General features: G+C 67.4%; 12 protein-coding genes and 1 pseudogene. 9 read left to right on the forward strand and 4 right to left on the reverse strand.

All coding sequences use genetic code 11. The annotated features are described in order from the left end of the window. Positions 1-200 precede the first annotated feature (200 nt). The 4 genes from nth to ON22_RS01310 are packed head-to-tail and all read left to right on the forward strand — an operon-like array spanning position 201 to position 3,452. Entirely contained in the window at positions 201-908 is a 708-nt protein-coding gene (nth, locus tag ON22_RS01295; RefSeq protein WP_051157032.1) for an endonuclease III, read from the forward strand. Further along, a complete protein-coding gene (locus ON22_RS01300; RefSeq protein ID WP_051157033.1) occupies positions 905-1,561 on the forward strand; it encodes a TlpA family protein disulfide reductase in 657 nt (218 codons plus the stop codon). Before nth ends, ON22_RS01300 begins: the two co-directional genes overlap by 4 nt. Then, positions 1,558-2,262, forward strand: coding sequence for an NUDIX hydrolase (locus ON22_RS01305; RefSeq protein ID WP_033243929.1), 705 nt, complete (start codon positions 1,558-1,560; stop codon positions 2,260-2,262). Before ON22_RS01300 ends, ON22_RS01305 begins: the two co-directional genes overlap by 4 nt. Continuing rightward, the gene (locus tag ON22_RS01310) at positions 2,259-3,452 is read left to right on the forward strand and encodes a MarP family serine protease (RefSeq protein ID WP_033243930.1); all 1,194 of its coding nucleotides are present in this window, start codon (positions 2,259-2,261) and stop codon (positions 3,450-3,452) included. The genes ON22_RS01305 and ON22_RS01310 overlap by 4 nt, the downstream gene beginning before the upstream one ends. Before the next feature lie 42 nt (positions 3,453-3,494). Here ON22_RS01310 and ON22_RS01315 read toward each other — a convergent pair whose 3' ends face one another. The 4 genes from ON22_RS01315 to acs form a co-directional block, all read right to left on the reverse strand. Beyond that, on the reverse strand, positions 3,495-4,478 hold the full coding sequence (locus tag ON22_RS01315; protein WP_033243931.1) for an alpha/beta fold hydrolase: 984 nt from the start codon (positions 4,476-4,478) through the stop codon (positions 3,495-3,497). Positions 4,479-4,526: 48 nt separating this feature from the next. Further along, a complete protein-coding gene (locus ON22_RS01320) occupies positions 4,527-5,024 on the reverse strand; it encodes a phage holin family protein (protein ID WP_033243932.1) in 498 nt (165 codons plus the stop codon). 37 nt (positions 5,025-5,061) lie between these two features. Next, positions 5,062-6,273, reverse strand: coding sequence for a Na+/H+ antiporter NhaA (gene nhaA / locus ON22_RS01325; RefSeq protein WP_033244481.1), 1,212 nt, complete (start codon positions 6,271-6,273; stop codon positions 5,062-5,064). Between the two features lie 481 nt (positions 6,274-6,754). After that, a complete protein-coding gene (gene acs / locus ON22_RS01330; protein ID WP_033243933.1) occupies positions 6,755-8,701 on the reverse strand; it encodes an acetate--CoA ligase in 1,947 nt (648 codons plus the stop codon). Positions 8,702-8,943: 242 nt separating this feature from the next. Between acs and ON22_RS01335 the strand changes: the two genes are divergently transcribed. The 5 genes and pseudogenes from ON22_RS01335 to ON22_RS01355 form a co-directional block, all read left to right on the forward strand. Next, the gene (locus tag ON22_RS01335; RefSeq protein WP_051157034.1) at positions 8,944-10,557 is read left to right on the forward strand and encodes a peptide ABC transporter substrate-binding protein; all 1,614 of its coding nucleotides are present in this window, start codon (positions 8,944-8,946) and stop codon (positions 10,555-10,557) included. A 31-nt stretch (positions 10,558-10,588) separates the two neighbouring features. After that, complete coding sequence (locus ON22_RS01340) at positions 10,589-11,515, forward strand: ABC transporter permease (RefSeq protein ID WP_033243934.1); 927 nt, start codon at positions 10,589-10,591, stop codon at positions 11,513-11,515. A 14-nt stretch (positions 11,516-11,529) separates the two neighbouring features. After that, the gene (locus ON22_RS01345) at positions 11,530-12,504 is read left to right on the forward strand and encodes an ABC transporter permease (protein WP_033243935.1); all 975 of its coding nucleotides are present in this window, start codon (positions 11,530-11,532) and stop codon (positions 12,502-12,504) included. Further along, a complete protein-coding gene (locus tag ON22_RS01350; RefSeq protein ID WP_033243936.1) occupies positions 12,501-14,153 on the forward strand; it encodes a dipeptide ABC transporter ATP-binding protein in 1,653 nt (550 codons plus the stop codon). The genes ON22_RS01345 and ON22_RS01350 overlap by 4 nt, the downstream gene beginning before the upstream one ends. Positions 14,154-14,211: 58 nt before the next feature. Next, positions 14,212-14,638, forward strand: a pseudogene (locus ON22_RS01355) (oxidoreductase); the annotation flags it as partial.

The following is a 14,638-nucleotide window of genomic DNA, read 5'->3' on the forward strand; positions in this document are numbered from 1 at the left end:
GTCGAGGTCTCAGATGGAATACGGGACCAGAACTGGCAGGGCAAGGTTGTCGGTGGGTTCCGTATGGTGGATGGGTGCGAATCTCCCCCTCCGATACCGCCGGAAGCCCCCTTTCCGGAACAGCCGCCGCGGATGCGGCGCCCTCGGTTTCCGGCGGGGTACGAAATCGGAAAACCGGTTCCCGACCGGCTGAAACCCGATTGGGTCTGGTGCGCCGTGCACGCCGTATGAACCGGATGCTGGCGCGGGCATTTCCGGATGCGCACTGCGAATTGGATTTCGGTAATCCACTGGAATTGGCGGTCGCCACGATCCTGTCGGCGCAGTGCACGGATGTACGAGTGAATATGACCACTCCGGCGCTTTTCGCCGCCTATCCGGATGCCCGGGCCTATGCCGAGGCGAACCGTACGGAGCTGGAGGAACTCATCCGGCCGACGGGTTTCTACCGCAACAAGGCCAATTCGCTGATCGGTCTCGGACAGGCGCTGCTCGAACGGCACGACGGTGAATTACCTCACACGATGGCGGAGCTGGTCCGATTGCCCGGGATCGGCCGCAAGACTGCCAATGTCATTCTCGGGAACGCGTTCGGGATTCCGGGTATCACGGTCGATACGCATTTCGGGCGGCTGGTGCGTCGCTGGGGCTGGACGACCGAGGAGGATCCGGTCAAGGTCGAGCACATCGTGGGTGCGCTCATCGAACGCAAGGAGTGGACACTGCTGTCCCATCGGGTGATCTTCCACGGGCGCCGTGTCTGTCATGCCCGTAAACCTGCGTGTGGTGTGTGTGTCCTGGCCAAGGATTGTCCTTCGTTCGGCGCCGGCCCGACCGATCCCGATACGGCCGCGGCTCTGGTGAAAGGACCGGAGGCCGCACATCTGCTCGAACTGGTGGGCCGGTGAGCCGACCGGTTTTGTGGAAATGGGCGTTGACGGCAGTGATTGTGGCTCTGGCGGCGGCGGTGGCGTTGTGGCCGCGCGGCGGTTCGGATTCCGAGGGCACCGGGGCATCTCCGGAACCTGCCCGCGGGGTCGATCCCGCGCTGCGGCAGGCCTCGGGCGCCGCGATCTGCCCCCCGGGCTCCGATTCCCCGCCGGCGGCGGGACCGCTGGCGGATATCGTCCTGACCTGCCTCGCCGATGGCACTCGCGCCACGCCCGGCCGGATGACCGGCACCCCGATGGTGCTGAACCTGTGGGCCTACTGGTGTGAGCCCTGCCGGGCCGAATTGCCGTTGTTCCAGGAGTATGCGGACCGGGCGGGTTCCGCGGTGCGGGTGCTGACCGTGCACAGCGATCCGGACGAGGCGAAAGCCTTATCGCTGCTGGCCGCGCTGAATCAGGATCTCCGCGCCCGGCACCGGCCGGAACTGCGGCTGCCCGGCCTGCAGGATCCCGACGCCCGGGTGCGCACGGCAGCGAATGCTCCGAATGCGCTACCGATCACGGTGCTGATCCGGCCGGATGGTTCGATTGCCGAATACGTCGCCCGCCCGTTCCGCGATGTCGCCGATATCGCCGATACCGTGGCCGGTGCCCTGGGAGTTACCGCATGACCGAAGAACAATTGCCGCCCTGGCTGAGCAGGGCGGCCGGTCCCGGGCAGCCCGATTTCACCGATACCCTGGGGCGGACGCGGATTCTGCGCCGCACCATGGCGGGCAAGGTACGCAAGGCCGCCGTACTGGTGCTGTTCGCCGGTGACCCCGCCGGTGATCCGGCGGCGCCGGGCGGCCTGCCCGCGGATGCCGAGGTACTTCTGACGCAACGTGCTTCCACCATGCGCCAGCACCGCGGCCAGGTCGCCTTCCCCGGTGGTGCGGTCGATCCCGGTGACGACGGCCCGGTCGATACCGCGCTGCGCGAAGCCTGGGAGGAGACCGGGCTCGACCGCGCGGGCGTCGTACCGGTCACGACCCTGCCCGAGCTGTTCGTACCGCCCTCCCGTTTCGATGTGACCCCGGTGGTCGCCTATTGGCACACACCGAGCGAAGTACGCGTCATGGATCGGGGAGAAACCGATCGGGTGGTCCGCGTGCCGATGGCGGACCTGCTGGATCCGGCGAACCGTTTCCTTGTGCGCAGCGCGCTCGGCTACCGTGGCCCGGCGTTCCAGGTGGACGGAATGTTGGTTTGGGGCCTCACCGGCGGCATACTGGCCGGACTCATGACTTCACTGGGCTGGGAATCGGAATGGGACCGAACCGACGTGCGTGATCTGGAGCAGGCGCTGGCCGCGGTGGGGATGGTGTTGTGAGCTCTTCGGCGTGGCTCGATATCGCGGTGATCATCCTGGCGCTGGCGGCGGCCACCTCCGGATGGCGCCAGGGCGCGGTCGGTTCCGCGCTGGCTTTTCTCGGGGTGGTACTGGGCGCTGTCGCCGGGATCCTGATCGCCCCGCATATTCTCGTGCACATCGACGAGGGCCGTAGCCGGGTTCTGGCCGGTGTGCTGCTCATCGTGCTGCTGGTGATCGTCGGGGAGATCGCCGGGATGGTGCTCGGCCGGGCGGCACGCAGCGGAATGCGGCATCCCTTCGCCCGCGGCGCCGACAGCACGGTCGGCGCGGTGCTCATGGCCGGCGCGGTACTGGTTACGGCGTGGCTGCTTGCGCTACCGCTGGCAACCTCGTCGCAGCCGGCCATCGCCTCGGCGATCAACAGCTCCCGGGTGCTCGCCGATGTCAACCGGGTCGCCCCGGATTGGTTGCGCAAACTGCCCAACGAGTTCTCGAAACTGCTCAACACCTCGGGGCTGCCGGATGTGATCGGGCCGTTCGGGCGCGCTCCCATCGCGGCGGTGGAACCTCCGGATCCGAGTGTGCTGGCCAGTCCCGTGGCCGAATCGCTGCAGCAGAGTGTCCTGCGTATCCGCGGTGTCGCGCCGAGTTGCCAGCGCGCGCTGGAGGGTTCAGGGTTCGTCGTGGCGCCGGAGCGGGTGATGACCAACGCGCACGTGGTGGCCGGAACCACCAGCGTGACCGTGGATTCGGCCGCGGGCCCGCTGGAAGCCTCAGTGGTGGAATTCGATCCGTCCATGGATATTGCGGTGCTGTCGGTGCCCGGTCTCACGGCGCCGGTGATCCCGCAGGCGCCGGAAGCGGCCGGTTCGGGCGAAAGCGCGATCGTGCTCGGTTATCCGGGCGGCGGCCGCTACACCGCGAGCGCGGCCCGGGTCCGGGAAACCCTGGATCTGAGCGGGCCCACCATCTACCGTGACGGGACCGTCGAACGCGAGGTGTACACCGTGCGCGGGCAGGTGCGGGCGGGCAACTCGGGTGGGCCGCTGGTCGATACCGAGGGCAATGTGCTGGGCGTGGTCTTCGGTGCCGCCGTCACCGACGATGACACCGGATACGTGCTGACGCTGAACGAGGTCCACGAACGGATCACCGCGGCGCCCTCGTCGACGGTGCCGGTTGCCACGGGCCCCTGTGTGCTGAGCTGAGTCCGGTAGTCGCGCATACGGGCCGGACTGCTGTGTTCGGGCCTAGCTGTCGCGGCTTCGGCGGTCTTCGCCGGAGAGGAGTTTGACGATCTCGGCGGTGACCGCCTCCGGATTCTCCTGGTGCGCGAAATGCGCGGCATCGCGGACCGTCACCACCCGCCGGCGCGGCGAGAGGTGTGGTGCGCGGTGGACCGTATGCGGGAGAATGTAGCGATCGAATTCGCCGCGCATCGAGACCACAGGTATGTCGACGGGTTTGCGCATCACCGCGATGAACCGGCGCCCGTCCGGACGCCATTGGCTGCGGAATGCCCACCGTTTGTATTCCAGCGCGCAATGAGCCGTGCCGGGTATCCGGATCGCCGAAGCCATCCGGGCCGCGGTATCGGCGCATTCGGCGGTCTCGGCCCAGGTAGGTGAACTGCGGCCCGTCAGCAGATCGGCGGCCCCACGGCCGTCTTCGCGGGTGAGCAGATGTTCCGGATACCGGGGCAGCTGGGCGCGGAGGAAGCCCGGTAGGAAGGCCCGGCGTTGTGTGTTGTCGCGCCATACCGAGCTCTTGAGTGCCGCCGGGTGCGGTGAGGACACCACGGCGATTCCGCGTACCAGCCGCGGATGCAGCACCGCGGTCGCCCAGCACACCAGACCGCCGTCGGCATGCCCGACCAGCGTCGCGTCGCTGTAGCCGAGTGCGCGGATCAGCCCCGCGATATCGCCGGCCAGGGTCCAGCCGTCGTAACCGCGTGGGGGTTTGTCGCTGTCACCGTAGCCGCGCAGATCGACCGCGACGGCGTGATATCCGAGTTCGGCCAGGGCCGTGAGCTGATGCCGCCAGGTCCACCAGAAATCGGCGAATCCGTGCAGTAACACCACCAGTTGCGGCGCTGGGTCACCGGCCCCGGCGCGGTTGTCGCCGGGGCCCGCGGAAGCTACGTGCAGCCGTATCCCGTTGGCGTGCACATCACGGTGCGTCCAGACGCCGTCGTAGCGCACGCTCGACGGGTCCGGGGGAAAGTTCGACGCCACGGCGTCCGAGCGTAGTGAACCCCCGGCCGCGTCCGGTGTCTGACCCGCTCAGCGCGTGGTCTTCTCCAGCGCGGAGGGGGTGTCGTGGCTGCCGATTCCGGAGGGCAGCACCGTGCGGGTCTGCTTGAGCGAATCGATCGTCTTCTCCGGTGCCCGCAGTTTCTTGACCTTCCGGTAACCCAGGAATGCGAGCAGGGCCGTGACCAAGATCATGAAGGCGAAGACGATCCAGAACGCGGCCCAGCGGGTGAGCCAGATATCCAGCGTTTCGGCAACCGCGAAGAAGAAGAAAAAGCTACTGAACAGCAGCACGGTCAGCGCGCCGATGAAGAAGACGCTGCCCTGCAAGCCCTTCTTGATCTCACCGGTGACCTCCGCCTTGGCCAGCGCCACCTCGGCGCGGACCAGGGTCGAGACCTGTTCGGAGGCGTCGCGGACCAGGCTGCCGAAACTGGCCGAGGCATGCGGGTCGATCTCGGACAGCGGAATCGAGGTGACTGTGCCGCCTCGTGCGCCGTCGCCGTTACCGCCCTGTGTGACACTCACGTGGTCGACCCTCTCCCTGTCCCGATTCTGCTCGGTCTTACTGTTCTGGTTCTAGCGCATCCGCGTCACGTTGCGCTTGGTGGACACGCCCACGCCGCAACAGTAGCGCCGAACCGATCAGCGATGCGGCCATGGAGGTCACCAGCACCGCGGCTTTGGCCAATTCGGCGGATGCGGGATAGTCCTCCAATGCGAGTTCCGCCACGAGCAGGCTAACGGTGAACCCGATCGCACCCAGCACCGACAGGGCGAACATATCGCGATAACCCAGGTTCGCGGGGCGTTTGGCGAGCCCGGTGCGGATCGCGAGCCAGCTGATCCCGAAGATGCCGATGGTCTTGCCCAGCAGCAGGCCGAGAATGATCGCCAGGGACAGCCGTTCGGTGAACAGATTCCCCAGGACCTCGCCGTTGATCGGCACACCCGAGGCGAACAGCGCGAACAGCGGTACACACAAACCGGCCGAAATCGGCTGGAACTTGTGCTCCCAGCGGGTGGCGGGCGCTTCGTCCTCACCTTCGTCGGTGCGGACGCGGGTGAGTAAGCCGCACGCGACCCCGGCGAGGGTCGGATGAATATGTGCTTCGTGCAGTGCGTACCAGCACAGCAGCGCCAGCGGGATATAGATCAGCGGCGAGTTCCAGCGCCGATGCTGGGCGAACCACCAGGCAGCGCAGCATGCGAGCGCTACCAGCAGCCAGGTGAGCGCCAGACCGGTGGTGAACAACACCGCGATGAGCAAGATCGCCATCAGATCGTCCACCACGGCGAGGCTGAGCAGGAAGACCCGGGCGCTGGCGGGAATCCGGGACCCGGTCATCGCCAGTACGGCGAGCGCGAAGGCGATATCGGTGGCGACGGGGATGGCCCAGGCGCGGTCCATACCCTCGACACCGAAACCGACGCCGTAGGCGATCAGCGCGGGGGTTACCACACCGCCCACGGCCGCGATGATCGGCAGCGCGGCCCGTTTGGGATCGGCCAGTTCACCGACCACGAGTTCGCGTTTGAGTTCGAGCCCGGCGACGAAGAAGAAGACGGCGAGCAGCCCGTCCTTGACCCAGTCCGCGACCGTCAGGTCGAGGTGCAGGGGCGGGATCGCCAGATGGGTTTCGGTGAGAGTCAGATAGCTCTCACCCCACGGTGAGTTCACCCAGAGCAACGCCACCGCGGCGGCGACCAACAGCAGTGAACCGCCCACGGTTTCGGTGCGCAGATATCTGGCGAGTTCCGACCGGGGGCTACTCAGCACGGGGAACCTTTCGGTCGTACGGACAATTGTTGCGTCCGCTCGACCGGGTTGTCACCGGCGAGCGCACGACCATCTCGCCGACCAGACTTCCCGGCACACCATATGCAATCTTAACGGTCGGTAATCGCGCGCCCGCCCGCGCACCTCTGAACGGGTTCGACCCCGGATCGATCCGTGATGCGCCACCACGCCGCGCACCCTGCTATGCGGATCTCCGCGGGTCCAGCCTACCGTCGCGGAGCCGCCGATCTTCTGCTCGGGCAGTTCGGCCGGCCGCAGCGGTGTGCGATGGCGCATGGCCGGCTGTGCGAGCAACCAACTGCTGCCCCGATTCGGAAAATATCCGTGCGGGGCACCAAGAGCTGTTCGAGGGACCCAGCCGGACAGCGCTCGTGACTGCCTACGCCCGTGCCGTTCGGGGCGTCCCTGCCCCGTGCGGGCCCGGGAAGCTTCGGCTGTCCCGGGCCCGGCGAGTGACCTATTCGGAACGGCCCGCGCGAATGTTCTCGAAGACCTGCGGGTCGACCAGGGTGGAGGTATCGCCCAGTTCGCGCCCCTCGGCCACATCCCGCAGCAGCCGGCGCATGATCTTGCCGCTGCGGGTCTTGGGCAGTTCCGGTACCACGTGGATCTCCCGCGGGCGGGCGATCGGGCTGATCTCGCGCGCCACCTCGGCCTTCAATTCGTCGATCATGGCCGCGCCGGTATCGGTGGCGCCGGCGGACAGGATCACGAAGGCCACGATGCCCTGACCGGTGGTTTCGTCGGTGGCGCCGACCACCGCCGCCTCCGCGACTCCGGAATGGCCGACGAGAGCGGACTCGACCTCGGCGGTGGAGATGCGATGCCCGGATATGTTCATCACGTCGTCGACCCGGCCGAGCACCCAGAGATCGCCGTTGACATCGAGTTTTGCGCCGTCTCCGGCGAAGTACCAGCCCTGTTCGGCGAAACGCTCCCAGTAGGTGGCCCGGTAGCGTTCCATATCGCCCCAGATTCCGCGCAGCATGGCCGGCCACGGCTGATCCAGGACCAGGTACCCGTTGGCCTCGGTTTCGCCGCGGCGCACGGTGTTGCCCTCCTCGTCCACCACGGTGGCCGAGATACCGGGCAGCGGGGTCATGGCGGCGCCCGGTTTGGTGGCGGTGATACCGGGCAGCGGGGAGATCATGATGGCGCCGGTTTCGGTCTGCCACCAGGTGTCGACGATCGGTGCGGTACCGCCGCCGATCACATCGCGGTACCAGCGCCAGGCCTCCGGGTTGATCGGCTCGCCGACCGAGCCGAGCACCCGGATCGAGGACAGATCGTGGGCGTCCGGGATCTGGCGACCCCACTTCATGAAGGTGCGGACCAGCGTCGGCGCGGTGTAGTAGATCGTCACCCCGTACTTCTCGATGATCTGCCAGTGCCGGTGCTCGTCGGGGAAGTTCGGGGTGCCCTCGTAGAGCACCTGGGTGGCGCCGTTGGCGAGCGGACCGTAGACGATATAGCTGTGCCCGGTCACCCAGCCGACATCGGCGGTGCACCAGTAGATATCGGTTTCCGGTTTGTGGTCGAACACCACGCGGTGGGTGTAGCTCGTCTGGGTCAGGTACCCGCCGCTGGTGTGCAGGATGCCCTTGGGTTTACCGGTGGTGCCCGAGGTGTAGAGGATGAACAGCGGATGTTCGGCATCGAAGGCCTGGGCCTCGTGGGCCGGCTCGGCCTCGGCGACTGTTTCGTGCCACCACAGGTCGCGGCCCTCGGTCCAGGTCACCTCGATACCGACCCGGCGCACCACCAGTACGTGTTCCACGCTGGACGGAACGTCACCGTGCGCGAACAGTGCCTCGTCGACCGCTTCTTTCAGCGGTGCGGGATTACCGCGGCGCCATTGGCCGTCGGTGGTGATCACCAGGCGAGCCTCGGCGTCGTCGATGCGCTGGCGGAGTGCGGTCGGGGAGAACCCGGCGAAAACCAGCGAATGGGTCAGCCCCAGCCGCGCGCAGGCCAGCATCGCCACGATGGTCTCCGGGATCATCGGCATGTAGATCGCCACCCGGTCGCCGGCTGTGAGCCCGAGCGAGGTCAGATAGTTGGCCGCCCGGCCGACCTCGGCGAGCAGATCCGCGTAGGTGATCGTGCGGGAATCGCCGGGTTCGCCCTCCCAGTGCAGCGCGACCTTGTCGCCGCGACCTTCGAGGACGTGGCGGTCCACGCAGTTGTAAGCGACATTCAGGCGTCCGCCGACGAACCATTTCGCCACCGGAGCCTCGCTCCAGTCGAGCACCTGGTTCCAGCGCTGGTGCCAGTGGAGGTGGTCGGCCTGCTCTGCCCAGAACCCTTCGCGATCCTGCGCGGCACGCTCGTAGATACCCGCATCCACATTCGCCGCGGCAGCGAACTCCGCGCTCGGCGGGTAGGCGTCCGGCGTTTCGGTCATCTGAGTCACTTCCTTCGCGTTACCTGCACCATGAGGGCTGACTGTGACCCTAAACTCTCCCGGGCCCGGCCGTGCGTAGCCCCGGACGAAAGGCCGCGGACATGGGATGAACGGCTGCCGGGAGCGGATGAACGGTCGTCCGCGATCCGGCGGAAGTTCGGGAAGCCGCGCGTGCCGGAGCGTGTGCCGGTATCCTCGGGCAACTCTTGACACCGAGCGGAGCGAACGAGCGGGGAATTTGGGTGCGGGGAGCGTCGTGGTCGTGGCGGGCGATCGGTCTGGTGCTGGTACTGGCCGCTGTGGCGGTGCTGCCCGCCTGCACGGTGACGCCGGCGCTGGGTGATTCCATCGCCGTCAACGGTTCGGAGCCGCAGAATCCGCTGGTGCCGTCGAATACGAACGAGAACGGCGGCGGGCGGATCGTCGACCGGTTGTTCGCGGGGCTGCGCCGGATCGCCGCCGACGGCAGCCTGCACGACGAGGTCGCCGAATCCATCGAGACCACCGATCAGCAGCACTACCGTATCCGCCTGGAACCCGGCTGGACGTTCAGCGACGGCTCACCGGTCACCGCCCACTCATTCGTGGACGCCTGGAACTACGGCGCCCTGGTCACCAACGCTCAGCTGCAGAGCTATACCTACGAGCCGATCGTCGGTTTCGAGGATGTGCAGGCCGATCCGCCGCGGGCGCAGACCATGTCGGGTCTGCGGGTGCTCGACGATCTCACCTTCACCGTGGACCTGAAGGCACCCACCATCGATTTCCGCACCCGCCTGGCCTATGCCCCTTACTACCCGCTGCCCGCGGCGGCGTTCGCGGATATGGAGGCATTCGGGCAGCACCCGATCGGCAACGGCCCCTACCGTTTCGCGGGACCGGATGCGTGGCAGCACGATGTGAAACTCGATGTGGTGCCGAACGAGTCGTACCGGGGTGGGCGGCCGGCCCGGAACAAGGGCCTGACTTTCGTCTTCTATTCCGATATCGATGCCGCCTATGCCGATCTGCTCGCCGGCAACCTGGATGTGCTCGATACGGTTCCCACCAGCGCACTGACCGTCGTCCACGCCGACCTGGGGGATCGTGCCGTCGCCGCGCCGACCGCGAAGAACCAGTGGATCGGCACGCAACCGGGTCTCCCGCATTTCTCCGGTGAGGAGGGGCGGCTGCGCCGGCATGCGATATCGCGGGCGATCGACCGGCAGGCCATCGGCGACAAGATCTTTCGCGGTACCCGCGCGCCCGCCCGCGACTACACCTCCAGCGTGCTGCCCGGTTTCGACGACGACCTGCCGGGATCGGAGGTTCTCGAGTTCGATCCGGACGAAGCGCGCAGGCTGTGGGCGCGGGCGAACGAGATCGCACCGTGGAGCGGCCGTTTCGAGATCGCGTACAACGCGGACGGCGATCACCAGCCCTGGGTCGACGCGGTCGCGAACAGTATCAAGAACACCCTCGGTGTCGAGGCGGTCGGGGCGGCTTATCCAACGTTCAAACAGTTACGCGACCAGATCACCTCGCGGACCGTCGGTAAGGCCTTCCGGTCCGGCTGGCAGGGCGACTATCCGACCATGCTCCAGTTCCTCGAGCCCTCCTTTCTGAGTCATTCCGAAACCAATGATTTCGACTACCACAACCCCGAATTCGACGCTCTCATCGCGGCAGCCGAAGCCGCGGCGACCGATCCGGAATCGTGGGCGCTCGTCGCCCGGGCCCAGACGGTTCTCCTACACGATCTGCCCACCATTCCGGTCTTCGACTATGTGAACTCGTCCGGATACTCCGACCGCGTCCGCGGGGTCACCTTCGGCTGGAACGGAATGGCGGATTTCGAGAACCTCGAGTTGATATGACGCCCGGACCCTGCAGGCGTGAGGAGCGCGTATGGCCTGGTACGTAGTGCGGCGTCTGCTGCAGATGGTTCCGGTGTTCTTCGGCGCCACCCTGCTCGTCTACTTCCTGATCTACAAGATCTCCGGAGGTTCGGTGGCGGCGCTGGCCGGTGACCGCACCCTCACCCCCGCCCTGGAGGAGCAACTGCGCGCGCGGTACCACCTGGACCGCTCCTTCTTCGTGCAGTACTTCTACTACCTCAAAGGCATCTTCACCTTCGATCTCGGCACTTCGTTCTCCGGCCGTTCGGTGAAAGACGAACTGGCCCGCGCATTTCCGATCACCTTCCGGCTCGCGATCCTGGCGCTGGTGTTCGAGGCGGTGCTCGGCGTGCTGTTCGGTGTTCTGGCCGGATTGCGTAAGGGCAAGTTGTTCGATTCGGCCATGCTGGTGGTGAGCCTGCTGGTGATCGCGATACCGGTTTTCGTCCTCGGCTTCCTCGCACAATTCCTGCTCGGCGTGAAATGGGGGATCGCACCTGTCACGGTCGGCGCGGATGCGAGCTGGGGTCGCCTGGTGGTGCCCGCGCTGGTACTGGGGTCGCTTTCGTTCGCCTACGTCCTGCGGCTGACCCGCAATTCCGTCGCGGACAATCGTGATGCCGACTATGTGCGCACGGCGACGGCCAAGGGCCTGCCCCGGCGCCGCGTGGTCCCCGTCCACATCCTGCGGAATTCCCTCATCCCGGTGGTCACCTTCCTGGGGGCAGACCTCGGCGCGCTCATGGGCGGCGCGATCGTCACCGAGGGCATCTTCAACATCCCCGGTGTCGGCGGCACCCTCTATCAGGCGGTGGTGCGGGGTGAAGCGCCGACCGTGGTCTCGTTCGTCACGGTGCTGATCGTGGTGTTCCTGCTGGCCAACCTCGTGGTGGACCTGCTGTACGCGGTACTCGATCCCCGGATCCGTTATGCCTGAACAGGAGTGCGGCAATGTCGGATGAGTTGCCCCGCCGGCCCGGCCGGCAACGCTGGGTCGCCGAACCGGACGCGGTGACCGTGGAGCCCACCGATCGGGTCCGGGTCGCGGGCGCACCGCGCGGGTTCTGGGGTCAGGCCTGGCAGAATCTGCGCCGCAATCCACTGTTCTGGATCGCGGCGGCGCTCATTCTGCTCGTGGTCGTGGTGGCCGCGTTCCCCGGGCTGTTCACCGGCCAGGACCCGCGCTACTGCCTGGTGGGCAACAGTCTGCTGCCACCGAATTCGGCGCACTGGTTCGGATTCGACCTACAGGGCTGCGATATCTACGCGCGCACCGTCTACGGGGCGCGGGCCTCCATCCTCACCGGAGTGGGGGCCGCGACGTTGTTCGTCCTGATCGGAGCAACTCTGGGGGCGTTGGCCGGCTATTACGGCGGACTGCTCGATTCGATCATCTCCAGGATCTCGGAGATCGTCTACGCCATCCCGCTCATGCTCGCCGCCATCGTTCTCATGCAGTTGTCCACCGAGCGCACCATCTGGCTGGTGATCGTCACCTTGGCCGGTTTCACCTGGCCGCAGGCGGCGCGTATCGCCCGCGGTTCGGTGATCGCGGCGAAGAACAGCGAATACGTCCTGGCCGCCCGGGCTCTGGGCGTCTCCCGTCTCGGTATCCTCATCCGCCATGTCCTGCCGAACTCGGTGGGCCCGATCATCGTGGTGACCGCGATCTGGCTGGGCGTTTTCATCGTCACCGAGGCGACACTGTCGTTCCTGGGCGTCGGCCTCCCACCGACCGAGGTTTCCTGGGGAGCCGATATCGCGACCGGCCAGCAGCAGCTGCGCGGAGGTTCGCTGATCCTGTTCTACCCGGCCACCGCCCTGGCGCTGACGGTGCTCAGCTTCATCATGCTCGGCGACGCGCTGGGCGATGCCATCGATCCGAAAACCCGGCGGGCCCGGACCCGAGACAGGAAGCGATCATGACCGGTGCCACCGACGACCGCCCATTGCTGGAGATCCGGGATCTGCATATCACCTTCGGGACCGGCGACGACCGCGTCGAGGCGGTCCGCGGCGCCGATCTCAGCGTGTACCCCGGCGAAACCGTGGCGATCGTCGGAGAGAGCGGATCCGGCAAATCGACCACCGCGCACGCCGTCCTCGGCCTGCTGCCGCCCGGCGGGCGTATCGCCGGCGGCAGTATCCGCTTCGCCGGTACAGAACTGGCCGGTGCGCCGGAATCCCGGCTGGTGGCCGTGCGCGGGACCGAAATCGGCTTCGTACCGCAGGATCCGATGTCGAATCTCGACCCGGTCTACACGATCGGCTTCCAGATCCGGGAAACCTTGGTCGCCAACGGTGTAGCCCGCGGCCGGGCGGCCCGGGAGCGGACAGTCGAATTGCTGCGCGCTGCCGGAATACCCGACCCGGAACACCGGGCCGGCCAGTACCCGCACGAACTGTCCGGCGGGCTGCGCCAGCGCGCGCTCATCGCCATGGCCTTGTCCGCGCGACCGGCGTTGTTGATCGCCGACGAACCCACCTCGGCCTTGGATGTCACCGTGCAGCGCCGGATTCTCGACCATATCGACAGTCTCACCGGCGAATTCGGCACGGCCATGCTGCTCATCACCCACGATCTGGGGTTGGCCGCCGAACGCGCGGAACACCTGGTCGTGCTGTATCGGGGCCGCGTCGTCGAATCGGGCCCCGCGCTCGAACTGCTCCGGGATCCGCGGCATGCCTACACCCGGAGACTCGTCGATTCGGCACCTTCGCTGGCCGCCGGGCGGCGAGTGGGACGGATCCGCGATGCCGAGGTCCGGCCGGGCGGCAAGGAACCGATCCTGGTGGCCGACCGGCTCACCAAGCGCTACCGGGTACGTGGTTCGGCCCCGTGGCGCTCCCGGGAAAGCACGGCCGCGGAGAACGTCTCGTTCCGCCTGGACCGCGGCACCACCACCGCGCTGGTCGGCGAATCGGGCTCCGGAAAATCCACGATCGCCCAGCTCGTCCTCGGGCTGCTCGAGCCCAGCGCGGGGTCGGTAGTTTTCGACGGTACCGATATCGCGCGGCTGTCGGGCCGCGAACTGACCCGGCTCCGCCGCCGGGTGCAGCCGATCTTCCAGAATCCCTACGCCTCGCTCGACCCGATGTACTCGATCCACCGGTGTATCGCCGAACCACTGTGGACGCACCACCTCGGGACCCGTGCCGAACGCGACGCCCGGGTCCGCGAACTGCTGGACCAGGTCGCGCTGCCGGCCGATATCGCGTCCCGCTACCCCAACGAACTGTCCGGTGGGCAGCGACAACGGGTCGCCATCGCCCGGGCTTTGGCCCTGGAACCGGACCTGCTGGTCTGCGACGAGGCGGTTTCGGCGCTCGACGTGCTCGTCCAGGCCAATATCCTGGACCTGCTCGACCGCCTGCAGCGCGACCTTGGTCTCACCTATCTCTTCGTCACCCACGATCTGGCCGTGGTCCGCCAGATCGCGGACGAGGTCCTGGTGATGCACGACGGCCGCATCGTCGAGGCAGCACCGACCGAGCAGATCTTCGAATCCCCTGCCGAGGAGTACACCCGCAGCCTGCTCGCGGCCATCCCGGGGCGGGACCTGCTCGCCGGGTAACGGGAACCACGCGGGTCTCGCGCCCGCCCTGCCGCCGCGCCGCGTAGCCTGCTACCCCGTGACCGATCCGCTCGCGCCCCTCACCGAACTGCCCGGCGTCCGGGCCGCCGCCGACAAGGCCCGCGACGCATTGGCCGAGGTGCACCGGCACAAAACCAATCGCCGGGGCTGGCCGACCACCGCGGCCGAGGCCGCGGTGCGCGCCGCGCGATCCTCGGCGGCACTCGACGGCGGCAGTACCGAACTCCCCGCCGACGGCGCGGTCGCCGACCCGATCCTGGCCGGTGCGTTACGTGTGGGGCAGGCCCTGGACGGCGATGCACTGCGCAACCTGGTCGGAATCTGGGAGCGGGCGCCGCTGCAGGCGTTGGCCCGGCTGCACCTGCTGGCCGCCGCGGACATGGTCGACGACGAGGGCGCGCTGGGCCGGCCGCGTGCCCATGGAGGTGCCGCCGAACGCTTGGACGTGCTGGCCCAAACCCTGC

The sequence above is a fragment of the Nocardia carnea NBRC 14403 genome (assembly GCF_000308515.1).
Classification (GTDB): Bacteria; Actinomycetota; Actinomycetes; order Mycobacteriales; family Mycobacteriaceae; genus Nocardia; species Nocardia carnea.